General features: G+C 71.6%; 20 protein-coding genes. 14 read left to right on the forward strand and 6 right to left on the reverse strand.

Annotation, left to right across the window (positions count from 1 at the left end; all coding sequences use genetic code 11):
• Nucleotides 1-182 precede the first annotated feature (182 nt).
• The 5 genes from MTS1_RS11395 to MTS1_RS11415 all read left to right on the forward strand — a co-directional run bounded on the left by MTS1_RS11395 (nt 183) and on the right by MTS1_RS11415 (nt 5,467).
• Nucleotides 183-1,196: a diacylglycerol kinase family protein gene (locus MTS1_RS11395; RefSeq protein WP_023953973.1), complete on the forward strand. Its 1,014-nt coding sequence runs from the start codon at nt 183-185 to the stop codon at nt 1,194-1,196.
• A gap of 65 nt (nt 1,197-1,261) precedes the next feature.
• On the forward strand, nt 1,262-2,458 hold the full coding sequence (locus MTS1_RS11400; protein ID WP_023953975.1) for a sensor histidine kinase: 1,197 nt from the start codon (nt 1,262-1,264) through the stop codon (nt 2,456-2,458).
• The gene (locus MTS1_RS11405; RefSeq protein WP_023953977.1) at nt 2,455-3,111 is read left to right on the forward strand and encodes a response regulator transcription factor; all 657 of its coding nucleotides are present in this window, start codon (nt 2,455-2,457) and stop codon (nt 3,109-3,111) included. Before MTS1_RS11400 ends, MTS1_RS11405 begins: the two co-directional genes overlap by 4 nt.
• A 107-nt stretch (nt 3,112-3,218) precedes the next feature.
• On the forward strand, nt 3,219-3,980 hold the full coding sequence (locus tag MTS1_RS11410; RefSeq protein WP_023953979.1) for an ABC transporter ATP-binding protein: 762 nt from the start codon (nt 3,219-3,221) through the stop codon (nt 3,978-3,980).
• Nucleotides 3,977-5,467 carry an ABC transporter permease gene (locus MTS1_RS11415; protein ID WP_023953981.1) on the forward strand — a complete coding sequence of 497 codons (1,491 nt, stop codon included), beginning with the start codon at nt 3,977-3,979 and terminating at the stop codon, nt 5,465-5,467. The genes MTS1_RS11410 and MTS1_RS11415 overlap by 4 nt, the downstream gene beginning before the upstream one ends.
• Nucleotides 5,468-5,504: 37 nt before the next feature.
• On the opposite strand, the gene MTS1_RS11420 is transcribed toward MTS1_RS11415, so the two are convergent.
• Both MTS1_RS11420 and MTS1_RS11425 read right to left on the reverse strand, forming a co-directional pair.
• Complete coding sequence (locus tag MTS1_RS11420; RefSeq protein WP_023953983.1) at nt 5,505-6,065, reverse strand: GNAT family N-acetyltransferase; 561 nt, start codon at nt 6,063-6,065, stop codon at nt 5,505-5,507.
• Nucleotides 6,062-6,592 carry a hypothetical protein gene (locus MTS1_RS11425; protein WP_023953985.1) on the reverse strand — a complete coding sequence of 177 codons (531 nt, stop codon included), beginning with the start codon at nt 6,590-6,592 and terminating at the stop codon, nt 6,062-6,064. Before MTS1_RS11425 ends, MTS1_RS11420 begins: the two co-directional genes overlap by 4 nt.
• A 32-nt stretch (nt 6,593-6,624) precedes the next feature.
• Here MTS1_RS11425 and MTS1_RS11430 point away from each other — a divergent pair, with 32 nt between their 5' ends.
• Nucleotides 6,625-7,269 carry a 2-phosphosulfolactate phosphatase gene (locus tag MTS1_RS11430; RefSeq protein WP_023953987.1) on the forward strand — a complete coding sequence of 215 codons (645 nt, stop codon included), beginning with the start codon at nt 6,625-6,627 and terminating at the stop codon, nt 7,267-7,269.
• 88 nt (nt 7,270-7,357) lie between these two features.
• Here the strand turns inward: MTS1_RS11430 and MTS1_RS11435 are convergent, their stop codons facing one another.
• The 3 genes from MTS1_RS11435 to MTS1_RS11445 all read right to left on the reverse strand — a co-directional run bounded on the left by MTS1_RS11435 (nt 7,358) and on the right by MTS1_RS11445 (nt 9,357).
• A complete protein-coding gene (locus MTS1_RS11435; protein ID WP_023953989.1) occupies nt 7,358-7,846 on the reverse strand; it encodes a SprT-like domain-containing protein in 489 nt (162 codons plus the stop codon).
• 43 nt (nt 7,847-7,889) lie between these two features.
• Nucleotides 7,890-8,414, reverse strand: a complete 525-nt coding sequence (locus MTS1_RS11440) for a hypothetical protein (RefSeq protein WP_036305638.1) — start codon at nt 8,412-8,414, stop codon at nt 7,890-7,892.
• Nucleotides 8,415-8,493: 79 nt separating this feature from the next.
• On the reverse strand, nt 8,494-9,357 hold the full coding sequence (locus tag MTS1_RS11445; protein WP_023953993.1) for a spermidine synthase: 864 nt from the start codon (nt 9,355-9,357) through the stop codon (nt 8,494-8,496).
• A 173-nt stretch (nt 9,358-9,530) separates the two neighbouring features.
• Between MTS1_RS11445 and MTS1_RS11450 the strand changes: the two genes are divergently transcribed.
• The 3 genes from MTS1_RS11450 (at nt 9,531) to MTS1_RS11460 (ending at nt 13,241) form a co-directional block, all read left to right on the forward strand.
• On the forward strand, nt 9,531-11,204 hold the full coding sequence (locus MTS1_RS11450; RefSeq protein WP_023953995.1) for an ABC transporter substrate-binding protein: 1,674 nt from the start codon (nt 9,531-9,533) through the stop codon (nt 11,202-11,204).
• An 82-nt stretch (nt 11,205-11,286) separates the two neighbouring features.
• Nucleotides 11,287-12,291, forward strand: coding sequence for an ABC transporter permease (locus MTS1_RS11455; RefSeq protein WP_023953997.1), 1,005 nt, complete (start codon nt 11,287-11,289; stop codon nt 12,289-12,291).
• On the forward strand, nt 12,288-13,241 hold the full coding sequence (locus MTS1_RS11460; RefSeq protein ID WP_023953999.1) for an ABC transporter permease: 954 nt from the start codon (nt 12,288-12,290) through the stop codon (nt 13,239-13,241). Before MTS1_RS11455 ends, MTS1_RS11460 begins: the two co-directional genes overlap by 4 nt.
• A gap of 156 nt (nt 13,242-13,397) precedes the next feature.
• Here MTS1_RS11460 and MTS1_RS11465 read toward each other — a convergent pair whose 3' ends face one another.
• Nucleotides 13,398-15,095 carry an ABC transporter ATP-binding protein gene (locus MTS1_RS11465; RefSeq protein WP_023954001.1) on the reverse strand — a complete coding sequence of 566 codons (1,698 nt, stop codon included), beginning with the start codon at nt 15,093-15,095 and terminating at the stop codon, nt 13,398-13,400.
• 210 nt (nt 15,096-15,305) lie between these two features.
• Between MTS1_RS11465 and pxpA the strand changes: the two genes are divergently transcribed.
• The 5 genes from pxpA (at nt 15,306) to MTS1_RS11490 (ending at nt 22,905) form a co-directional block, all read left to right on the forward strand.
• A complete protein-coding gene (pxpA, locus tag MTS1_RS11470) occupies nt 15,306-16,052 on the forward strand; it encodes a 5-oxoprolinase subunit PxpA (RefSeq protein WP_023954003.1) in 747 nt (248 codons plus the stop codon).
• Nucleotides 16,053-16,125: 73 nt separating this feature from the next.
• Nucleotides 16,126-17,745, forward strand: a complete 1,620-nt coding sequence (locus tag MTS1_RS11475; RefSeq protein WP_052007672.1) for a carboxyltransferase domain-containing protein — start codon at nt 16,126-16,128, stop codon at nt 17,743-17,745.
• A gap of 70 nt (nt 17,746-17,815) precedes the next feature.
• Entirely contained in the window at nt 17,816-18,454 is a 639-nt protein-coding gene (locus MTS1_RS11480; RefSeq protein ID WP_023954007.1) for a hypothetical protein, read from the forward strand.
• A 98-nt stretch (nt 18,455-18,552) separates the two neighbouring features.
• Nucleotides 18,553-19,161, forward strand: a complete 609-nt coding sequence (locus MTS1_RS16105) for a hypothetical protein (RefSeq protein WP_023954009.1) — start codon at nt 18,553-18,555, stop codon at nt 19,159-19,161.
• Nucleotides 19,162-19,410: 249 nt separating this feature from the next.
• Nucleotides 19,411-22,905 carry a DNA-directed RNA polymerase subunit beta gene (locus MTS1_RS11490; protein ID WP_023954011.1) on the forward strand — a complete coding sequence of 1,165 codons (3,495 nt, stop codon included), beginning with the start codon at nt 19,411-19,413 and terminating at the stop codon, nt 22,903-22,905.

The following is a 22,905-nucleotide window of genomic DNA, read 5'->3' on the forward strand; positions in this document are numbered from 1 at the left end:
TACGATGCGCCGATGCGCGACGAAGCGGCGATACATCTGCCGGGCGGGTGGGGCTGCTGTCGCCTCCGCCGTCGCGTACGCCACTCCGGCACCACCGGTCCGACAGATGTATCGCCGTCTGCCTGTCGCGCACCACTGTCAAGGCGTGGCAGGCGCCGCCCGGCCCGCGTTAGCGTCGCAGCATGCCCGCCGACAGCCCCACGTCCGACAGCCCTGCGTCCGACAGCCCCGCGTCCGACAACCGCTCCGACGGGCCGGGCGCTGACGGGCCGGGCCCCGACGGGCGCGGCGTCCTGCTGATCACGAACTCCCGGGCGGGGGCGTCCGTGGTCCGGCCCGACCCGCTGCCCGAGATCCGGCGGCGGCTGCCCGAGGCGCGGGTCGAGAGCCTGGGCGAATCCTCGATGGACGAGGTCGTCTCCGACGCGATGCGCGGCGACGACGCGCCGAGCGCACTCGCCGTCCTCGGCGGCGACGGGTCGGTCTCGCGCGCCGCGCACCTCGCGCGTCGTCACGACCTGCCGCTGCTCGTCCTGCCCGGCGGTACCTTCAACCACTTCGCCCGTGCGGCCGGCCTCGAGACGATCGAGGCCGCCCTCGACGCGTTCGCGGCCGGCGCGGTGCGCAGCGTTGTCGTCGCCGAAGCGGTCGTCGACGACGGCGATCCCGTCACCGTCCTCAACGCGGTGTCGCTCGGCGCCTACCCCGAGATGCTCGCCGAACGGGAGAAGCGCACGAGCCTCGGCAAATGGTGGGGCGGCGCCGTCGCGGCGTGGCGCGAGATGCACGGAGCCCACCGCATCACGATCGTGCGCGACGGGCGCCGCGCGGTCGTCTGGTCGGTCTTCGCCGGCCTCGGGCGCAATGACCCGCGGCGTATCGCGATGATGCGTCGCGCGAGCCTCGACGAGCCCGTGCTCGATGTCCGGCTCCACCACGCCCGGGGCACGCGGCTGCGGGCGGTGACCTCGCTGGCTTTCGGCCGCCGCACTCTCGCCGTCATGCGCGCGCTGCGGCTCATGCCGCCGGCATCCGACCTCGAGCGGGCCGTCGTCTCCGAGCTCGAGCTGACGGTCCGGCCGGGCGGCGCGACACCGGTGCTCGCACACGACGGCGAGCTGACCGAGACACCGACGGGCTCCTACCGGCTCCGGTTGCGAGCGGTCCCCGACGGCCTGCGCGTGTACGCGCGCTGAGAGCGCTCCGCCGGATACATCGCCAGAGGGATGCCGCGCCCCCGGGGCTCGCGTACCGTCATAGCGTGTTCCGTCCGCTCCGCCGCTATCAGCTCTCCGTCGACGTCTCGGTGGCGGTCGCATTCGCGGCGCTCATGCTGCTGTTCACCTGGGTGGGCGTCGTGGGCGTCGGCATCCCGAACGATCGCGTGTCCGCATTCGTCGCGATCCTCCTCGTCGTCCCGTTCGGCGCTGCAGTGGCGCTCCGCCGCCTCTCGCCGCCGGTCGCGCTGGCTCTGGCGTGGGTCGGCGCGATTCTGCAGATGCTGGCGCAGCTCCCGCCGCTGCCGGTCGACATCGCGATCTTCGCGGTGCTCTACACATGCGCGGCCTACGGCACGAACCGGGTCTTCTGGCTCGGGTTCGCGTCCTCGATCGCGGGTGCTCTGGCCATCACCGTGTACTTGCTCATCCCGACGGCGGCATACTCGATCACCGCGGGCGGCGACGAGCTCATGTTCTACCTCATCACCGGCTCGATGCTCTTCATCGCGGCGGTCTTCGGTCTGCTCCTGGCGTGGACGGTGGGAGCGCTCGTCCGCGTGGGCCTGCGTGCGCGCGGCAACGCGGAGGCTCAGCGGCAGGCCGAAGAGCGCGCGACGGCGGAGTTCGAGCGCAACCGCATCGCGCGGGATATGCACGACGTCGTCGCCCATTCGCTCGCCGTCGTCATCGCGCAGGCCGACGGCGCGCGCTACGCCGCCGCGGCCGATCCGGATGCCGCTGCCGAGTCGCTCCAGACGATCTCCTCGACCGCCCGCTCCGCCCTCGCCGACGTGCGCATGCTGCTCACGCAGCTGCGCCACAGCGAGGGCGAGGGCCCGCAGCCGACCATCGCGGAGCTCGAGGTCCTGTACGCCCAGGTGCGAGCCGCGGGTCTCGACCTGCGCGTGGACATCGATCCCGCCCCGCCGGGCGAACCGCCCGCGGCCGTGCAGATCGCGGTGTACCGCATCCTGCAGGAGGCCCTCACGAACGCGATCCGGCACGGCGCGGGAGGTACCGTGGATGTGTCCCTGTCCTGGCTGCCCGACCGCGTGGAGGTCCGAGTGAGCAACCCCCTCCCGCCGGCGAGCGAGGCGACCGGCCCGGTGCGTACGGGCGGACACGGTCTCATCGGCATGCGCGAGCGCGCCCAGCTCATCGGCGGCAGCATCGAGGTGGGTCCCCGGGGTGACGCCTTCGTCGTCGCGGCGACGTTGCCCATCGGGGGCGCCGCGTGAGCGTCATCCGGGTCGTCCTCGTCGACGATCAGGCGCTCTTCCGTGCCGGCATCCGCATGGTCGTCGCCTCGCAGCCCGACCTGGAGGTCGTCGGCGAGGCGTCGGACGGCGCGGAGGCGATCGGCGTCGTGCGCGCGACGCGACCCGACGTCGTACTGATGGACATCCGGATGCCGGTCATGGACGGCCTCACCGCGACCGCCCAGCTGCTCGACGACCCGGTCTTCGACGGTGCGCCGCCGCGCATCGTGATGCTGACCACCTTCGACCTCGACGAAGCGGCCGCGCGAGCGATCCGCCAGGGGGCGAGCGGCTTCCTGCTCAAGGACGCCGACCCCGAGTTCCTGCTCGCCGCGATCCGCACGGTGCACTCCGGCTCGTCGGTGATCGCGGCCTCGGCGACGCGCGAGCTCTTCGCGACCTTCTCGGCGCCCGAGCAGAAGCCGGTTCCGGCTGCCTTCGCCGAGCTGACCGACCGTGAGCGCGAGATCTTCGGGCTGGCCGCCCGCGGGCTGTCCAACGCCGAGATCGCGCAGCGGGAGTTCCTCTCCGAGGCGACGGTGAAGACCCACATCAGCCGCATCCTCGCCAAGCTCGCCTTGCGCGACCGCGTGCAGCTCGTCGTCTTCGCCTTCGAGCACGGGCTCGCCTGACCCGCGCGGGCGGATGACGCGGGCGGATGAGGGATCATCCGCGAGATGTACGCACCCGCGACGACGGACCGATGCCGGGGACCGGCGGGGTTCGTAGCGTCGGAGACATGCAGATCTCGACCACCGACCTCGGCCTCGCCGCCCGGGTCCAGAACCTCTCCAAGACCTACGGCGCCGGCGAATCGGGGGTGCGCGCCCTCGACGGTGTCTCGGTGGGCATCCGTCGTGGCGAGTTCACCGCCATCATGGGCCCCTCGGGCTCGGGCAAATCGACCCTGATGCACATCATGGCCGGACTCGACGCGCCGACGTCGGGTCGCGCGTGGATCGGCGACACCGAGATCTCGGGCCTGTCCGATCTCGATCTCACGATCCTGCGGCGGCGACGTGTCGGCTTCGTGTTCCAGTCGTTCAACCTCGTGCCGACCCTCGACGTCATCGGCAACATCACACTGCCGTTCGAGCTCGACGGGCGCTCGCCCTCGGCGCTCGAGCGCTCGCGCATCGACGGGCTCGTCGACTCCCTCGGGCTCGGGGCCCGCCTCCGGCACCGTCCGCACGAGCTGTCGGGCGGACAGCAGCAGCGAGTCGCGATCGCCCGAGCGCTCGCGACCGCTCCCGACCTCGTCTTCGCCGACGAGCCGACCGGCAACCTCGACTCCCGCTCGGGTCGAGAGGTGCTCGCCCTCCTCGCCACCGCGAGCCGCGAGCACGGTCAGTCCATCGCGATGGTCACGCACGACCCGGTCGCCGCCTCGCACGCCGACCGCGTGATCTTCCTCGGCGACGGTCGCATCGTCGCCGACAAGCCCCGGCAGAGCGCCGAGGAGATCTCGGCCCACATGCTCGCCGCCGAGGTGTCGGCATGACCGCGGTGACCGTGCCCGGCGCCGCATCCGCATCGGCGTCCGAGCGTCCCGGGCCGCGCCCGTCGGCCAGGACGTCCGGGCGGTGGGCGTGGCTGCGCGAGCGGGGCATGGGGGCCTCGGTGCTCGTCGCCGCGATCTCCGGCGGGTTCGGCGTGCTGCTGGTCGCGGTGACCGGACTCATCGGCGCGTGGCTCATGGCCGATCCGTTCCTCTCCGGTGGCGAGACCATCATCATCGTCGTCGCGATCCTCAGCGTGCTGCTCGTCGCCGTCGCGATGTACGTCGCCGCGATCGTGACGGCCAACACCTTCGCCACGATCGTCGCGGGGCGCACCCGTCAGATCGCACTCATGCGTCTCATCGGGGCGTCGGCCCGCTCGCAGCGCTCCCGTATCGCGCGGCAGGGCCTCATCGTCGGCGCGATCGGAGCCGTGATCGGGCTCATCGGCGGAACCGCCGCGGCCGCTGGGCTGCAGGAGCTCGCCGCCCGGGCGTGGGGACTGAACGTCGACTACAGCATCGTTCAGCCGGTGCTCCTCGCGCCCGCGCTCGTCGTCGCGCTGACGACCTGGGTCGCCGCGTGGGCCGGCTCGCGCCGCGTGCTCGAGGTCACGCCCCTCGCCGCCCTCGCGGGATCCGCGCCGCGCACGGCGGAAGAGGCCGCCGGCCGCACGCGTCGCCGCGTCACCGCGGTGTCGCTCTTCGCGGTAGGTGCGGTCCTGCTCGCCCTCGGCATCCTCGCCGGCTTCGTCACACCCCTCGGCGTCGTCGTCGCGTTCTTCGGCGGGCTCGCCTCGTTCACCGGGCTGAGCCTGGGCGCCGCCCTCGTCATGCCGCCGCTGCTCCGCCTGACCGGTCGGCTCTTCGGTCGGTCGGCGTCGGCGCGGCTCGCGGCCGAGAACGCGCTGCGCTACCCGGAGCGGTCGAGCCGAATGGCGATCGGCGTGGTGATGGGCGTCACGCTCGTGACGATGTTCGCCGTCGCCTCGGAGTCGGTCAAGGGCGTCATGGCCGCGTCGGGCGGGGGTGAGGTGTCGGGTGAGATGGCTCGCCTGCTCGACACGTTCAGTGCGGTCATGATGGCCCTCGTCGGCGTGTCGGCCGTGATCGCGGCAGTCGGTCTGGTCAACCTCCTCACGATCGGCGTCGTGCAGCGAACCCGAGAGCTCGGGCTGCTGCGCGCCCTGGGGCTCACGGGGCGCCAGATCCGCTCGATGGTGCTGTTCGAGGCGGCGCACATCACGATCACCTCGGTCGTGTTCGGCCTGCTCCTCGGCATCGCCTACGGCTGGGCCGCGGCGCAGTCGCTGCTCGGGTCGGTGCGAGTGCCGCCGCTGTGGCTTGCGCCGAACTTCGTCCTGCCGGGCATCCCGTGGCTCACCGTCGCCGGGATCGTCGTCGCCACCGCCGTGCTCACGCTCGTGGCCGCCGTCGTTCCCACCCGCCTCGCAACCCGGGTGTCGCCGGTGGAGGCGCTCGCCGAGTGACGCGGCTCACCCGTCGCCGGCCGGTCCGGCTCGCCCGTCATCCGCGGACGAGCCGGACCTCGCTGATGCTCTCGCCCCAGCTGGTGTCGTCCTTCGCCGCGCCGTCCGGGCGGAATCCGTTGCGGGCGTAGAACGCGTGGGCACGCGGGTTGTCGTCGAGGACCCACAGCGACGCGCGCTCGTCGCCGAGGGCGGCGTCGATCAGGGCCTGTCCCGCGCCGGTGCCGTGGTGGGCGGCGAGGACGTAGATCGCGTACAGCTCGACGGGGGCGACGGGAGGGTCGTCGCGGGAGGCGCCGCTGACCGCGAACCCCACGATCGACCCGGCCGTCACGGCGACCCACGTTCGGCCGAGGTCGTGCGTGCGCGCGGGTCCGGGCCGCACCGTCCCGGTCGTCTGCGACGGCAATCGGTCGCTGATCCGTTCCTCATGGCCGAGCAGCTCGCGTCGTACCCGCGTCAGGCGGTCGAGATCGAGCCGATCGAGGATGCTCTGCGGCATCCGCCCCGTGTACGCCTCGTGCCACCCGCGGACGTGCACGCGCGCGATCGCCGCGGCATCGGCGGGCACCGCCCGCCGTACGGCGACCGCGGTCACGATGCCGGATCGGCGGCAGGCTCGGGGTCGTAGGCCCAGGTCGGCGCGACCTGCCGCAGGCGCGTCGAACGCCACTGCCACGTCGCCCAGAGCATCGGCCACAGCGCCGGCGCGGCGAGGCCTCCGATGACCAGGCGCTCGCGCCACAGCGTCCGGGTCGGGTCGCCGGGAGCGGGCGAGACCGCCATCTGGTGGTCCCATACGTCGAGCACCGAGAGGGGGCCCGTCAGCGGGATGCCGCTGTCGCGCAGGATCCGCACCGTCGATGCCTCCGTCGCGCCGGGGCGGCGTTCCTCGACCGCGCGGTCCGACACGTGGATCAGCTGGCGCCCCACCGGGACCCCGAGAGCCGACAGCTGCACGGGCACGTCGGCGCCGGGCTCGAGCGAGGTCGGCATGCCCTCGGCGGCGAGGGGCTCGAGCCCCATGAGCGGCGCGTAGAGCTCGGCGAGGGCGCGCGGCGAGTGGAGGGCGCGCCAGGCGGCGTCGGCGTCGCAGTCGAGCACGAGCTTCTGGAGGATGCGCATGAGCCCAGTCTGCCCCGTCGTAGGCTGATCGGATGCCGTCGCCCGCCGTATCGTCGCCGTTCGACCAGTCGCGCTACCAGGTTCGCCTGGACTGGGGAGTCGCCGGTCTTCGTCGTACGGCACCCGCCGACGTCGTCGTCGTGGTCGACGTGCTGCGGTTCTCGTCGACCGTCTCGGCACGCGTGGCTGCGGGCGAGCACGTCCCGCTCGACGACGCCGCGCGGGCGGTCTCACGCAACGGCGCGGTGATCGCCGCGTCGGCATCCGATTCGGTCGTGCTGCTCGGCTGCCTGCGCAACGCCGAGGCGGTCGCGGCCGCTGCGCTCGCGGAGCAGCAGCGGCGCGGCGCTCGGACGAGCATCGCCGTGATCGCGGCGGGCGAGCTCTCGCCGGACGGGCAGGCCGAGCTGCGGTTCGCGGTCGAAGACCTGCTGGGCGCCGGTGCCGTCGTCGACGCGCTGTCACGGCTCGGCATCGACCACTCCTCGCCCGAGGCCGCGGCGGCCTGCGAATCGTTCCGCGGACTCGGCGGCGCGGTGCGCCATCTGCTCACGGCGAGCGGTTCGGGGCAGGAGCTGCTCGACCGCGGGCTTCGCGACGACGCGCTCGCCGCCGCGCAGATCGGGGTCGACCGGGTCGCTCCGATGCTCCGCGACGGCGTCTTCACCGCCGCCTGACGTCGACTCCTCAGAATCCGCGAGATTCGAGCTCGAGGCGCCCGGGGCGGCGGCGGTGCGTCCAGAACTGAGGAGTTCGTGCCATCGGTCAGCGCGGGGTCGCGGCAGCGCGCCGGTCGGCCGAGGAGATCTCGCGGCGCACCCACCGGAAGAGGTAGCGCTCGTCGTACGACGACGCGCACATCCGGCACGACGCCGCGCGCGTGGGACGCCGGTGACGGTAGGCCACATGACCGGCGGGGCAGTGGCCCACCCAGGGGGCCAGCTCGACGGCCGTCTCACCACGATGGGTCGTGCCGCCGACGTACCCGAGCTCACGGGCCGTGCGCAGCCAGTCGCGACCGTGGCGGGCGGCGGGCCCCGCGATCGCGTGCGCGACCTCGTGCAAGAGGGTCTGGTGGTTCTCGTCGTCGTCGAACCGGGCCGCGAGGTAGCGCGAGACGCTGATGCACCGGCGCGTGTAGTCGCACTGGCCCGCGCGGCGCTTGGCGTTGTCGAACCGGAACGTCCACGAGTCGTCGAGGTGCGCTGCGATCAGCGCCTCCGCCCAGACCCGGACCCGATCGAGATCACTCATGCGGTCGACGCTACGCGCGGGGTGAGACAGCGGTACGCGGCGCTCAGCTGGCGATGATGGAGCGCGAGCGGCGCTCGGCGGCATCGACGGCGAGCAGGGTGGACTCGAGCTGGTCCTCGGGAGCGCCGCCCTCCTGACGGAGGAACAGTGCACGCTTGAAGTCGGTGCGGGCGTCGGCGTACTCGCGGGCATCGTACGAGACCTTGCCGCGGTGCTGGTACGCGAAGGCCGCCAGGAGCGGCCAGCTCTGACCCTCCGCCTCTTCCGCACACGTCGTCAGCTCCTGGATCGCCGCAGCGAACGCACCGCGGTGCTGCAGGATCGTCGCGTGCAGCACCCGGGCGCGCAGCAGGTCCTTGCGGGTCCCGGCCATGCGGGCCACCCGCACCGCCTGCTCCGCGAGGACGAGTGCCTCGTCGAGCCGGTCGAGCACCTTCAGCAGCCAGACGCGCTCGAGAAGCGCGGGCAGGCTGCGCTGCTCGCCGATCTCGGCGAGGCGCTCTGCGCACTGTTCCGGGTCGACGATCTCCCGCAGCGTGTCCGGGTCGTACCCGAGGATGTAGCCCACCGTCATCCACCTCCGCGACTCGAGAACGGTGGATCCCAGTCTCCTCGAAAGCGCCGGATGCAGCCGCCCGCCGCGCCGATCACCGTTCGAACACGGATGCCGACGGCTTCGGCGACGGGGTCGCGTCGGCGTCGGTCGAGACCCGGGCTCCCCGGGCGAACTCGTCGATCTCCGCACCCTGCGCGACCTTCGCGGGGAACGGCCCGGCGGCCATCAGGCGCGGGAGCCACTCCGACGGCAGGGGCGAGGCCGACGCGGCGATGACGATGTTGCCGAAGCGCCGGCCCTTCAGCAGCTGCACCTCGGCGAGCAGCAGCACCTCGGGAAGCACCTCGCGGACGGTGGCGACCTGGCGCCGGGCGAAGGTCAGCCCCGCGCCGTCGGCGACGTTGACCAGGAGCACGCCGCTGGGGTCGAGCAGCCGCGCGAGGGAGCGGTAGTACTCCACCGTCGTCAGGTGGGCGGGGGTCTGCGCCCCCGCGAACACGTCGGAGACGACGAGGTCGGCCGCGCCGGTCAGGCCCGCGGGAAGCTTCTCGGCGACGGCGCGGGCATCGCCGATGCGCACGCGCACCTGCGCGCCTCGGGGGAGGGGCAGCGCCTCGCGCACGAGGTCGACGAGGGGCTGCTCGAGCTCGATCACCTGCTGACGTGATCCCGGCCGGGTGTGCGCGATGTAGCGCGGGAGGGTGAGCGCGCCGGCGCCCAGGTGGACCGCGGTGAGCGGCTGTCCCGGCATCCGCAGGCGGTCGATGACGGCCGCCATCCGGGCGATGTACTCGAAGTGCAGGTGCGTCGGATCGTCGAGGTCGACGTGCGACTGGGGCGTGCCGTCGACGTCGAGCTCGAAGCCCGACGTGAACGAGGACGCCAGGATGCGCGCGATCGTGCCATCGGACAGGCGGGTCTGCGGACCGGACTCCTCGACGCGCGCTCGTGCCATCCCTCAACGCTATCGGCCCGTGTCGGCACGTGGGCGAGCCGGTCTGCGCAGTCGAAACACGATCGAGACATCGATGTAATGACTTCGACCCTCCGGCCCGTATAGGTTCGGACCCAATTACCTCGGAGCGCGCCGCGGTGGGCCCGCTCCGGACCTCAGAAAGGGACACCCCCATGCTCTCCACTCCTCGCAAGCGCGCGCTCGCGGGACTGGCGGCGGTCGCCATCGGCGCCCTCGCCCTCTCGGCGTGCACCAGCCAGCGCGGAGGTGGCGGCGAGACGGATGCCGCGACCGACGTCGACGGCACCTTCGTCTTCGCCGCCTCCGCCGACCCGGCCAGCCTCGATCCCGCCTTCGCGCAGGACGGCGAGACTTTCCGCGTCTCCCGCCAGATCTTCGAAGGCCTCGTCGGCACCGAGCCCGGCACGGCCGACCCCGCGCCCCTGCTCGCCGAGAGCTGGGAGTCGTCCGAGGACGGGCTGACCCACACTTTCCAGCTGAAGGAGGGCGTGACCTTCCACGACGGCACCCCGTTCAACGCCGAAGCGGTGTGCGCCAACTTCGACCGCTGGTACAACTGGACCGGCCTGGCGGCCAGCGAAGCCCTGTCGTATTACTACGGCAAGCTCTTCCGCGGCTACGTCGAGACCCCCGACACCGCCGTGTTCGACTCGTGCACCGCCGACGGCGACCTCGAGGCCACGGTGACGCTGAAGCAGCCCTTCGCCGGCTTCATCCCCGCCCTCTCGCTCCCCGCCTTCGCCATGCAGAGCCCGACCGCGCTCGAGGAGTACGGCGCCGACGAGATCGGCGGCACCGAAGAGGCCCCCTCGCTCTCGGAGTACGGCGCCGGGCACCCGACGGGCACCGGCCCGTACAAGTTCGACGAGTGGTCGCCGGGCGAGGAGCTCACGCTCTCGGCCTACGACGACTACTGGGGCGAGTCGGGCCAGGTGAACAAGATCATCTTCCGCGTCATCGACGACCCCACCGCGCGCCGTCAGGCCCTCGAGGCCGGATCGATCGACGGCTACGACCTCGTCGGCCCCGCCGACACCGCCGCCCTCGAAGAGGCCGGTTTCACGATGGTCTCGCGCCCGCCGTTCACGATCCTCTACCTCGCCTTCAACCAGGCGCAGCCCGAGCTGCAGGACGTGCGCGTCCGTGAGGCCCTGTCGCACGCGATCGACAAGGAGGCCCTCATCTCGCAGGTGCTCCCCGAGGGCACCGAGGTCGCGACGCAGTTCATGCCCGACACCGTCAACGGCTACAACCCCGACGTCACCACCTACGACTACGACCCCGAGAAGGCCAAGGCGCTCCTGGCCGAGGCCGGCTACACCGAGGCCAACCCGCTGACGCTGACCTTCAACTACCCGGTCAACGTCTCGCGCCCCTACATGCCCGACCCCGAGCAGATCGCGACGGTCATCTCGACGCAGCTGACCGACGTGGGCGTGCAGCTGACGCCGCAGACGGATGCCTGGAGCCCCGACTACCTCGACAAGATCACGGGCACCGCCGACCACGGCATCCACCTGCTGGGCTGGACGGGCGACTACAACGACACCGACAACTTCGTCGGCGTGTTCTTCGGTGCGCCCTCGGCCGAGTGGGGCTTCGACAACCCCGAGCTGTTCGCGGCGCTCAACTCCGCGCGCGGCGTGCCGAACCTCGAGGAGCAGACCGCGCTGTACGAGCAGATCAACGAGCAGGTCGCCCAGTTCATCCCGGGCGTCCCGCTGGCCCACCCGGCCCCGACGCTCGCGTTCGACCCGCGCGTCGAGAGCTACCCGGCCAGCCCGGTCAACGACGAGGTGTTCACGGACATCGTCCTGACCGAGTGACGACGACCCGCTGATCCCCGCGGGGCGGGCCACCGCCTCGGGCGCGAGCCCGCCCCGCACTCCTCGACCGAAAGATTCCGCGTTGCTGCGAACCATCGGCCAACGGCTGCTTCTGCTGATCCCGACGCTCCTCGGGCTCAGCATCCTCCTCTTCCTCTGGGTCCGCGCCCTGCCCGGCGGTCCCGCCGTCGCCCTCCTCGGCGAGAAGGCGACCCCCGAGGCGATCGCCCGGATCAACGAGCTGTACGGCTTCAACCGGCCGATCCTCGAGCAGTACGCCACCTATGTGGGGCGGCTGCTCACCGGCGACTTCGGGTCGTCGATCGAGACCGGTCGCCCCGTCGTCGAGGAGTTCCTCCGGCGCTTCCCGGCGACCGTGGAGCTCTCGATCGCCGCCCTCATCTTCGCCGTCGGCATCGGCATCCCGCTCGGGTACCTCGCCGCGCGTCACCACGGCAAGATCAGCGATCACGTCGCGGTCGTGCTGAGCCTCGTGGGCGTCACGATCCCGGTGTTCTTCCTGGCGTTCATCCTCAAGTACGTCTTCGCCGTCCAGCTCGGCTGGCTGCCCTCCGACGGCCGCCAGGACCCGCGCATCGACGCGACCCACTACACGAACTTCTACGTGCTCGACGGCCTGCTCACGGGGGAGTTCGACGCCGCGTGGGATGCCGCCCTGCACCTCATCCTGCCGGCGCTCGCCCTCGGCACCATTCCGCTCGCGATCATCGTGCGCATCACCCGCGCCTCGGTGCTCGAGGTGCAGAACTCCGACTACGTCCGCACCGGCCGGGCCAAGGGCATCGCCCGGCGGACGCTCCGCGGTCGCTTCATCCTGCGAAACGCCATGCTGCCGGTCGCCACGACCGTCGGCCTCCAGGTCGGGCTGCTGCTGGCGGGGGCGATCCTGACCGAGACCGTGTTCGCGTTCCCCGGGATCGGCTCGTTCCTGGCCCGGGCCATCAGTGCCCGCGACTTCCCGGTGCTGCAGGGGTTCATCCTCTTCATCGCCGTCATCTACGCGCTCATCAACCTCATCGTCGATGTCTCGTACAGCCTGATCGATCCGAGAGTGAGGGTCTCATGAGCACCAACGCGCTCCCGCCCGCCCCCGGCGACGGACCCGCCACCGCCGTCGCCGAGCACGAGGTGCTCGAGGCCCGCACCGGCGGCGGGTTCTGGCACGACGTCTTCGCGCGCCTGCGCCGCAACCCGGTGGCCTGGATCGGCGCCGCCATCGTGCTGGTGTTCCTGCTCGTGGCGATCCTCGCGCCCTGGCTCGCGCCGTACCCCGAGACCGCCCTTCCCGGCGCACGGGAGGTCACCCCGACCCACATCCCCGGTCCCGGCGAGATCGCCGGCTTCCCGCTCGGCCTCGACCGCTTCGGCGGCGACGTGCTGTCGAAGCTCATCTGGGGTGCGCGGGCCTCGCTGCTCATCGGCGTCATCTCGACCGCGTTCGGTCTCGCCGGCGGCATGCTCCTGGGCCTGATCGCCGGCATGTTCGGGGGCTGGGTCGACACGGTCGTCATGCGATTCGTCGACATCCTCCTGTCGGTCCCCAACCTGCTGCTCGCGGTCTCGATCGCGGCGATCCTCGGTCAGTCGCAGCTCGCGATCATGATCGCGATCGGAGCCTCGCAGGTGCCGATCTTCGCGCGCCTCCTGCGGGCGTCGATGCTGCAGCAGCGCAGCGCCGACTACATCCTCTCGGCGCAGACCCTCGGACTCGGCCGCGGCAAGATCACCATGAGCCACGTGCTGCCCAACAGCCTCGGGCCCGTCATCGTCCAGGGGACGCTCACCCTCGCGACCGCCGTCATCGACGCCGCGGCGCTGTCGTTCCTCGGTCTCGGCGGCGGGGGAGCGGCAACCGCCGAGTGGGGCCGCATGCTCACCTACGCGCAGAACGAGCTCGCGATCGCGCCGTGGCTCGCCTTCCTCCCGGGCCTGTGCATCATGATCACCGCCCTCGGCTTCACGCTGCTCGGCGAGTCGCTGCGCGAGGCCATGGACCCCCGCACCCGCGCCCGCTGACCCGGCCCGGGGTCGCCGCTCGGCGATACACCTGCAGGACCGGTGGGGCTGGTGTCGCCGCACCGGTCTTCGCGGGTCGCGCCAGCCCCACGGGTCCGACGGCTGTATCGCCGCCGGGCGCGACGGGGAGCCGGCGGCGTGGCAGGAGGCGCCGGCTCAGGAGGCGATGTCGAGCTCGTTGCCCGGGATCGACGACAGCAGTCGCCGCGTGTACGGGTCGCGCGGGTTGGTGAAGATCTCCTCGCTCGACGCCGCCTCGACGAGGGCACCGTCCTTCATGACGCAGACGTAGTCCGAGATGAGGCGCACCACGGCGAGGTCGTGCGAGATGAAGAGGTAGCTCAGCCCGTACTCGCCCTGCAGGTCGCGCAGCAGCGTGAGGATCTGGTCCTGGACGAGCACGTCGAGCGCCGACACCGGCTCGTCGCAGACGATCAGCTCGGGGTTCAGCGCGAGGGCCCGCGCGATCGCGACGCGCTGACGCTGGCCGCCCGAGAGCTCGGAGGGGTACCGGCGCAGCATCGTCTGCGGCAGGGCGACGTCGTCGAGCAGCTTCCGGACGCGGACGGCGCGGTCCTTCGCGGAGCCGCGCCTGTAGAACTCCAGCGGCTCGGCGATGATCCGCTCGATCGTGAACATGGGGTTCAGCGACGAGTACGGGTCCTGGAAGATCGGCTGCACTCTCTGCCGGAACTCGCGCAGCTGCGCCCCCTTCAGCCCCGCGACGTCCTGCCCCTCGAACCGGATCGTGCCCGACGTCGGCTCGATCACCTTCAGCAGCATCCGGGCCGTCGTCGTCTTGCCCGACCCGGACTCGCCGACGATCGCGACCGTCTCACCCCGCGGGATGGACAGCGAGAAGTCGCTGACGGCGGCGAAGTCGTCCTTGCGCCCGCGGATCTTGTAGAGCTTCGTGAGGTTCTCGATCTCGACGATGTTGTCGCGCCGCGCCGGCTCAGCCGGTGCCTGCGCTGCGGGGGAGACGGATGCCGCGGGGCCGGCGATCGCAACGGGCGGCGGTGTCGCGCGGTAGGCCTCGGGCCGCAGGCGCACCGCCGCGACCGACGGGGCCGCCTTGACGAGAGCCTGCGTGTAGGGCTGCTGCGGATCCTCCAGGATCTGGCGGGCCGGGCCCTGCTCGACGATCCGGCCGCGGTGCATGACGACGACGCGGGCGGCCCGCTCGGCGGCGAGGCCGAGGTCGTGGGTGATCAGCAGCACCGATGTGCCCAGCTCGCCCGTCATCCGGCCGAGCTGGTCGAGGATCGTCTTCTGCACCGTCACATCGAGCGCGCTCGTCGGCTCGTCGGCGATGAGCAGCCGAGGGTTGCATGCCAGCCCGATCGCGATGAGCGCCCGCTGCCGCATCCCGCCCGAGAACTCGTGGGGGTACTGCTTCGCGCGCTCGGCGGCATCCGGGAGGCCCGCGGCGGCGAGGGTCTCGATGACCTTGGCGTCGACGTCCTTCGAGGTGGCGAGTCCGTGCGCGAGCAGGGTCTCGGCGACCTGCGTGCCGATCTTCGAGACCGGGTTCAGGTTGGACATCGGATCCTGCGGCACGAGTCCGATCGACCCCCCTCGGATGCGGCGCAGCGTGCTCTCGGGCGCGCCGACGAGCTCTTCGCCGTCGAGGCGGATGCTGCCGCGCACGACGCGTCCGTTGCCGGGGAGCAGTCCGATCACGGCCATCGCCGTCGTCGACTTGCCCGAGCCGGATTCGCCAACGATCGCGACGGTCTCGCCTGCCGAGATCTCGAGGTCGACGCCCTCGACCGCGTGCACCGGGCCTTCGAGCGTGCGGAAGTCGACGGCCATGTCGCTCACCCGCAGCAGGGGAGTGGAGGAGTCTGCCATTGGCCCATCCTGCCCGCCCGCGGCGTCGAGCGCACCGTGTCGGGCCCACCCGTTACATCGACGTAACGCCGGCCCGTCGTGTCGCGGACCGGGCGTGCTCGTGCCGTGGACAGGCTGAGCCGCGCCGGAGTGGCGTTCGCGGGGGCTGGCGGAGCCGTTCAACCTGTCGACGGCACAGCCGGGTACGGCGGCGCGGGCTAGCGTTGGTCCATGGACCTCAACGCAGATCTGGGCGAGACGGTCGGCGGTGTCGCGACGGCGGACGACGCCGCGATGTTCGCCCTCGTGTCGAGCGCGTCGATCGCCTGCGGCGGCCACGCCGGCGACGCGGCGTCGATGCGGACAGCGGTGGCCGGAGCGGCAGCCGCCCGCGTCGCGGTCGGGGCTCACCCCTCCTACCTCGATCGGGCCGGCTTCGGGCGGGTGCGGGTCGCCGTCGAGCCTGACGTGCTGCGGCCGCAGGTCGTCGCGCAGCTGCGCGCGCTCGTCGCGGCGGGAGGAGACATCCGCTACGTCAAACCGCACGGGGCCCTCTACCACGCTGCGACGGAGGATGCCGCGACCGCGCGCGCCGTCGCCGCCGCGGTCGCGGACCTCTCGGCCGAGCTCGGCCGGGCGGTCCCGGTGCTGGGTCTGGGCGGTGCGATCGCGTCGGCGGCGTCGGACGCCGGCCTGCCGTTCCATCTCGAGGCCTTCCTCGACCGCGGCTATCGTGCCGACGGCTCGCTCGTCCCGCGCGGGGCTCCCGGCGCCCTGCTCGACGACCCGAGCCTGGTCGCCGAGCGCGCGCTGCGCCTCGCGTCCGAGGGGGTCGTGGTCGCCGTCTCGGGCGAGACGGTGCACAGCGAGGCGGCGTCGCTCTGCGTGCACGGCGATTCCCCCGGTGCCGTCGCGATGGCTCGCGCGGTGCGGTCGGCGCTCGATGCCGCCGGGATCGAGGTGCGCTCGCCGTGGTGACCGTCGGGCCCGCTTCGCCGGCAGGATCGCCGAGACGGGGTCGTTGTCGGCGTGCCGAGCCCGGGACGCCGGCATGAGGATGCTGCCCATCGGACCCGACGCGGTGCTCGTCGAGGTCTCGGACCTGGCGGAGGTGATGGCGCTGCACGCGCGGCTGACCGCCGCGCCGCCGGCGGGCGTCGTCGACGTCGTGCCCGCGGCGGCGACGGTGCTCGTCCGCGTCGATCCCGTCGTGCTGTCCCTCGCCGCGACCCGCACCTGGGTCTCGACCGCTGCGACGTCAGCAGCGCCGCCGGCATCCGCCCCCGCGCCCGTGACGCTGCCGATCCGCTACGACGGCGACGACCTCGACGACCTCGCCGCCGCGCTCGGCTTCAGCCCCGAGGCGCTCGCCGCTCGCCATGTCGCCACGGACTGGACGGTCGCCTTCACGGGCTTCGCCCCCGGGTTCGGTTATCTCGTCGGTGCGGGCTGGGATCTCGACATCCCGCGCCGGCCCTCGCCGCGGACGAGGGTGCCGGCGGGATCGGTCGGTCTGGCCGGGGTCTTCTCGGGCGCGTACCCCCGCGAGACCCCCGGAGGGTGGCAGCTCATCGGCACGACGGACGCGCCGCTGTTCGACCCCGATGCCGCCCAGCCCGCGCTCCTCGTTCCCGGTGGCGCGGTGCGATTCGATGTCGTCCGCGCCCGCGCCCGCGCCCGCGCCATCGGGTCGGATGCCGCCCTGCCCGGTGACACCGCGTCGCCGACTGCGGGGGAGCCGCGCGCCCGCTCGGAGTCCGCCGCCGCTCCCGGCGGCATCCGCGTCATCGCGCCGGGGCCGCAGGCGACGGTTCAGGATGCCGGCCGCTCGGGTCGTGCCGCCGAGGGCGTCGGCGCTGCGGGCGCGGCCGACCCCGCCGCCTGGGCGCTCGCCAACCGTCTCGTCGGCAATCGGGACGGAGCGGCCGCGATCGAGATCGCCGTCGGCGGTTTCCGGGCCGTGGCGGAACGCGATCTGACGGTGGTCGTGACGGGCGCGTGGGCGCCGGTCGCGATCGACGGCCGGACCGGTGACCCGTACGTCGTACATGCGTGGACCGCCGGGACCGAGCTGCGCCTCGACGGATTCCTCGCGGGCACCCGCGCCTACCTCGCGGTGCGCGGCGGCTGGGACATCGCCCCCGTTCTGGGCTCGCGGTCCACCGATACGCTCTCAGGGCTCGGCCCGCCGCCGCTCCGGCCGGGCGACGTCGTCGCCGCCGGATGTGAGACCGCGGGTCCGGTCCCCGCGCTGCCCCTTCATCCGTGGGGTCTGCCGCCGACGGGCACGGATGCCGTTCCCCTCGACATCCCGTTCACGACCGGCCCGCGCGCGGACTGGCTCACCCCTTCGTCCCGTCGCCTGCTCGCCGAGGCCACCTGGGTCGTGTCGGCGGCGGCTGACCGGGTCGGCATCCGCCTGGAGGGGCCGCGCCTCGAACGCGCGCGCGCCGAGGAGCTGGCGAGCGAGGGGATGGTTCCGGGGGCGATTCAGGTTCCGCCGGCCGGCCACCCCGTCGTGTTCGGAGTCGACGCGCCCGTGACGGGCGGGTACCCCGTCGTGGGTGTCGTGACGTCGACGGGCCGGAACCGGCTCGCGCAGGCCCGGCCCGGCGATCGCGTGCGGTTGCGTCCGACGTTCCGGGGCGCGTCTGACGCTCAGCGAGGCTGATTCGTCAAGGGGGAGAACTCCCCGTGTCAAGACCCCGTGCGGATCCGGCGGGTCCCCTAGCGTCGAAGCCATGACTCGCACCAAGACCACCACGTCCGCCGCGCTGCTCGTCTCCGCGGCTCTTCTCCTCGCCGGATGCGGCGGGCAGTCGGGCGACACCGCGGCGTCGGGGGACGCCGGCGCGTCGTCCGCCCCGTCGTCGTCCGCCTCGTCCGCGCCGGGCGCGAGCGCGCCCGATGTCGCGCCGGCCTCCGGCGAGATGATCACGGGCACCGGCTACAGCTTCTCGGTTCCCGAGGGCTGGGCGATCCCCGAGCAGCAGCTCCCCGGCATGGAGAAGGTCGACGTGTTCGTCGCCGATCTCTCCGACCCCTCGGCGACGTTCGCCGACAACGTCAACGTCGTGCTCTCGCCCGCGCCGCAGGCGATCTCCGCCGACGACGTCGAAAAGTACGGCGTCGAGGAGCTCGAGGGGCAGGCGGGCGCGACCGACGTCACCGTCCAGGAGCGCACCTCCATCGCCGGCGGCGAGTCGGCCCACATCACGGCATCCGTCACGCAGCAGGACGTCACCTACAACGTCGACCAGTTCTACCCGTCGCACGACGACCAGACCTACGTCGTGACCTTCTCGTTCAGCCCCGACGTCTCGGAGGCCGACCGTGCGGCGGTCTACGACGCGGTCCTCGCATCGTGGGCGTGGGCCTGATCCACACGTCCGCAACGCGCCGTCCGCTCTCGCAGCGGGCGGCGCGTTCTCGTGTCAAGGGGAGTTCCGGCGCGGCGGATTCGCCTAGCGTGTGACGCATGACGCGCTCCCGGATCGCTCCGATCGCCGCCGCGCTCATCTCGGCGGCGCTGCTGCTCGCGGCGTGCGACGCGCGGCCGGGCGGGACCGGCGGATCCTCCGAGTCACCCGCACCCGGCTCGGCATCGGGGACTCCGACGCCCACCGCGACCTCGCCGAGCGACGCCGCCCCCGGCGAGACCGTGCGCGGAACCGGATACAGCTTCGCCGTGCCGGCCGGCTGGGCGGTGCCCGCCGAGGACCCGACGGGCGGCCAGGTCGACGTCTTCGTGTCGGAGTCCGCGGATGCGGACAGCCGCTACGTCAGCGTCGTCGTCTCGCCCGGTGTCATCACCGCTGCCGACGTCGAGGCGGACGGGGTGGCGAGCCTCGAAGCGGTCGGGGCCACCGACGTGTCGCTGGAGGATCGTGTCGACATCGCCGGGAGCGAGTCGGCGCACCTCGTGGCATCCCTGGCCCAGGACGGGGTGGAGACGGTGATCGATCAGTACTACGCCACGCGCGACGAGCAGACGTTCGTCATCACCTTCGCTTCGCCGGCCGACACGAGCGACGACGACCGCCGCCGACTCGCCGACACCGTGCTCTCGAGCTGGGCCTGGGAGTGACCGCGATGCCGGGTGGCGCGCATTTATACCGCAGCATCCGGGGGTCGTCAAGGATTGTGCTGGACATGGCGCGTCGCGCCGCCTATAGTTGGTAGTTGCGCTCCCGTCCCCCTTGCCCTCATATGGTGGTCGGCTTGTGCTCTGCGCGATTCCGCCCCGTCCGACGGCGTGAGACGCGCGAGCTCGGACCGGGAGCACTCCACCTGACGACAAGGAACCGGCCCCACCCGGGCCACGGAGGTAATCCCCTTGGCTGCTGCGAGCAACGCATCCACCACCACCCCCAAGAACGGTCGCGGCGCTTCCCGCCTCTCGTTCGCGAAGATCTCCGACAAGCTGACGGTCCCCGACCTGCTGGCGCTGCAGACGGAGTCTTTCGACTGGCTCGTCGGCAACGACGCCTGGAAGGCCCGCCTCGCCGAGGCGCAGGCCGCCGGCCGCACCGACGTCGCCCTCCAGAGCGGCCTCGAGGAGATCTTCGAGGAGATCTCGCCCATCGAGGACCTCGGCGAGACGATGCAGCTGTCGTTCACCAACCCCTACCTCGAGCCCGAGAAGTACTCCATCGAGGAGTGCAAGGAGCGCGGCAAGACCTACGCGGCCCCGCTCTACGTCGAGGCCGAGTTCATGAACCACCTCACCGGTGAGATCAAGACCCAGACGGTCTTCATGGGCGACTTCCCGCTCCAGACCGGCAAGGGCACCTTCATCATCAACGGCACCGAGCGCGTCGTCGTGTCGCAGCTCGTGCGCTCGCCCGGTGTCTACTTCGACAAGACGCCCGACAAGACCTCCGACAAGGACATCGTCTCGGCGCGCGTCATCCCCTCGCGCGGTGCGTGGCTCGAGTTCGAGATCGACAAGCGCGACCAGGTCGGCGTCCGCATCGACCGCAAGCGCAAGCAGTCGGTCACCGTCTTCCTCAAGGCCCTGGGTCTGACCAGCGAAGACATCATGGCCGAGTTCGCCGGGTACGACTCGATCGAGGAGACCCTCGCGAAGGACACGATCCTCACCAAGGAGGACGCGCTCCGCGACATCTACCGCAAGCTCCGTCCGGGCGAGCAGGTCGCCGCCGAGGCAGCCCGCGCGCTCCTCGACAACTTCTACTTCAACGCCAAGCGCTACGACCTCGCCAAGGTCGGCCGCTACAAGATCAACCAGAAGCTGGGTCTCGACACCCCGATCGAGGAGTCGGTGCTCACCGTCGCCGACATCGTCGCGACCATCAAGTACCTGGTTCGCCTGCACCGCGGCGACGCCACCTTCGAGGGCGTCCGCGACGGCAAGCCCGCCGAGATCCGCCTCGACACCGACGACATCGACAACTTCGGCAACCGTCGTATCCGCGCCGTCGGCGAGCTCATCCAGAACCAGGTCCGCACCGGTCTGTCGCGCATGGAGCGCGTCGTCCGCGAGCGCATGACCACGCAGGACATCGAGGCGATCACGCCGCAGACCCTGATCAACGTGCGCCCGGTCGTCGCCGCGATCAAGGAGTTCTTCGGAACCTCGCAGCTGTCGCAGTTCATGGACCAGAACAACCCGCTCGCGGGTCTGACCCACAAGCGCCGCCTGTCGGCGCTCGGCCCCGGCGGTCTGTCGCGTGAGCGCGCCGGCGTCGAGGTCCGCGACGTCCACCCCTCGCACTACGGCCGCATGTGCCCGATCGAGACGCCGGAAGGCCCGAACATCGGTCTGATCGGGTCGCTCGCCTCCTTCGCGCGCATCAACGCGTTCGGCTTCATCGAGACCCCGTACCGTCGTGTCGTCGACGGCAAGGTCACCGACGAGATCGACTACCTCACCGCCAGCGAGGAGAACGACTACGTCGTCGCGCAGGCCGGTGTCGAGCTCAACAAGGACGGCTCGTTCGTGGCCGACCGCGTCCTCGCCCGCCGCGGCAAGGGCGGCGAGGTCGACCTCTTCCCGAACGAGGAGATCGGCTACATGGACGTCTCGCCGCGCCAGATGGTGTCGGTGGCGACCTCGCTCATCCCCTTCCTCGAGCACGACGACGCGAACCGCGCCCTCATGGGTGCGAACATGCAGCGTCAGGCCGTGCCGCTGCTGCGCAGCGACTCGCCTCTGGTCGGAACCGGTATGGAGGGCTACGCCGCGATCGACGCCGGCGACGTCATCACCGCGCAGAAGGCCGGTGTCGTCTCCGAGGTCTCGGCCGACGTCGTCACGGTGCAGCTCGACGAGGGCGGCACGCAGGACTACTTCCTCCGCAAGTTCGACCGTTCGAACCAGGGCACGTCGTACAACCAGCGCGTCGTGGTCTCGGCCGGTGAGCGCGTCGAGGTCGGCGAGGTCATCGCCGACGGTCCCGCCACGGAGAACGGCGAGCTCGCGCTCGGCAAGAACCTCCTCGTCGCATTCATGACGTGGGAGGGTCACAACTTCGAGGACGCGATCATCCTCAGCCAGGAGCTCGTGAAGAACGACACGCTCTCCTCGATCCACATCGAGGAGTACGAGGTCGACGCCCGCGACACCAAGCTCGGCAAGGAGGAGATCACCCGTGACCTCCCCAACGTCGCGCCCGACCTGCTGAAGGACCTCGACGAGCGCGGCATCATCCGCATCGGTGCCGAGGTGCGCCCCGGCGACATCCTCGTCGGCAAGGTCACGCCCAAGGGCGAGACCGAGCTGTCGGCCGAGGAGCGTCTGCTCCGCGCGATCTTCAACGAGAAGAGCCGCGAGGTCCGCGACACGTCGCTGAAGGTGCCTCACGGTGAGCAGGGCACGATCATCGCGGTCAAGGAGTTCAACGCCGAGGACGGCGACGATGAGCTCGGCTCGGGCGTCAACCGCCGCGTCGTGGTCTACATCGCCCAGAAGCGCAAGATCACCGAGGGCGACAAGCTCGCCGGCCGCCACGGCAACAAGGGTGTCATCGCGAAGATCCTCCCCGTCGAGGACATGCCCTTCCTCGCCGACGGCACGCCGGTCGACGTCGTGCTGAACCCGCTCGGCATCCCGGGTCGAATGAACTTCGGCCAGGTCCTCGAGCTGCACCTCGGCTGGATCGCCGCCCAGGGCTGGAAGGTCGAGGGCAACCCCGAGTGGGCCGAGCGCCTGCCCGAGATCGCCCGCGAGGCCGCTCCCGGCACGAAGGTCGCGACGCCCGTGTTCGACGGCGCGTTCGAGTCCGAGATCGCCGGGCTCCTCGACTCGACGAACCTCACCCGCGACGGTGAGCGTCTCATCGACTCCTCGGGCAAGACGAAGCTGTTCGACGGTCGCTCCGGCGAGCCGTTCCCGGCTCCGATCTCGGTCGGCTACATGTACATCCTGAAGCTCCACCACCTCGTCGACGACAAGATCCACGCGCGTTCGACGGGCCCGTACTCGATGATCACCCAGCAGCCGCTCGGTGGTAAGGCGCAGTTCGGTGGCCAGCGCTTCGGTGAGATGGAGGTGTGGGCCCTCGAGGCCTACGGCGCCGCGTACGCCCTCCAGGAGCTCCTGACGATCAAGTCCGACGACATCGTCGGCCGCGTGAAGGTCTACGAGGCCATCGTCAAGGGCGAGAACATCCAGGAGCCCGGCATCCCCGAGTCGTTCAAGGTGCTCATGAAGGAGATGCAGTCGCTCTGCCTGAACGTCGAGGTCCTCTCGGCCGACGGCACCGAGGTCAACCTCCGCGACACCGATGACGAGGCCTTCCGTGCAGCGGAGGAGCTCGGCATCAACATCTCCAGCCGCTTCGAGTCCTCGTCGATCGACGAGATCTGA

The organism is Microbacterium sp. TS-1, from assembly GCF_000509385.1.
GTDB classification, from domain to species: Bacteria; Actinomycetota; Actinomycetes; order Actinomycetales; family Microbacteriaceae; genus Microbacterium; species Microbacterium arborescens.

Excerpts from the sequence above, each read along its gene's own strand:
- MTS1_RS11480 (WP_023954007.1), top strand. The coding sequence starts at position 17,816 with ATGACTCGCACCAAGACCACCACGTCCGCCGCGCTGCTCGTCTCCGCG.
- MTS1_RS16105 (WP_023954009.1), top strand. The coding sequence starts at position 18,553 with ATGACGCGCTCCCGGATCGCTCCGATCGCCGCCGCGCTCATCTCGGCG.
- MTS1_RS11395 (WP_023953973.1), top strand. The coding sequence starts at position 183 with ATGCCCGCCGACAGCCCCACGTCCGACAGCCCTGCGTCCGACAGCCCC.
- MTS1_RS11465 (WP_023954001.1), bottom strand. The coding sequence starts at position 15,095 with ATGGCAGACTCCTCCACTCCCCTGCTGCGGGTGAGCGACATGGCCGTC.
- pxpA (WP_023954003.1), top strand. The coding sequence starts at position 15,306 with ATGGACCTCAACGCAGATCTGGGCGAGACGGTCGGCGGTGTCGCGACG.
- MTS1_RS11410 (WP_023953979.1), top strand. The coding sequence starts at position 3,219 with ATGCAGATCTCGACCACCGACCTCGGCCTCGCCGCCCGGGTCCAGAAC.
- MTS1_RS11435 (WP_023953989.1), bottom strand. The coding sequence starts at position 7,846 with ATGAGTGATCTCGATCGGGTCCGGGTCTGGGCGGAGGCGCTGATCGCA.
- MTS1_RS11450 (WP_023953995.1), top strand. The coding sequence starts at position 9,531 with ATGCTCTCCACTCCTCGCAAGCGCGCGCTCGCGGGACTGGCGGCGGTC.
- MTS1_RS11425 (WP_023953985.1), bottom strand. The coding sequence starts at position 6,592 with ATGCGCATCCTCCAGAAGCTCGTGCTCGACTGCGACGCCGACGCCGCC.
- MTS1_RS11445 (WP_023953993.1), bottom strand. The coding sequence starts at position 9,357 with ATGGCACGAGCGCGCGTCGAGGAGTCCGGTCCGCAGACCCGCCTGTCC.
- MTS1_RS11415 (WP_023953981.1), top strand. The coding sequence starts at position 3,977 with ATGACCGCGGTGACCGTGCCCGGCGCCGCATCCGCATCGGCGTCCGAG.
- MTS1_RS11460 (WP_023953999.1), top strand. The coding sequence starts at position 12,288 with ATGAGCACCAACGCGCTCCCGCCCGCCCCCGGCGACGGACCCGCCACC.
- MTS1_RS11475 (WP_052007672.1), top strand. The coding sequence starts at position 16,126 with ATGAGGATGCTGCCCATCGGACCCGACGCGGTGCTCGTCGAGGTCTCG.
- MTS1_RS11430 (WP_023953987.1), top strand. The coding sequence starts at position 6,625 with ATGCCGTCGCCCGCCGTATCGTCGCCGTTCGACCAGTCGCGCTACCAG.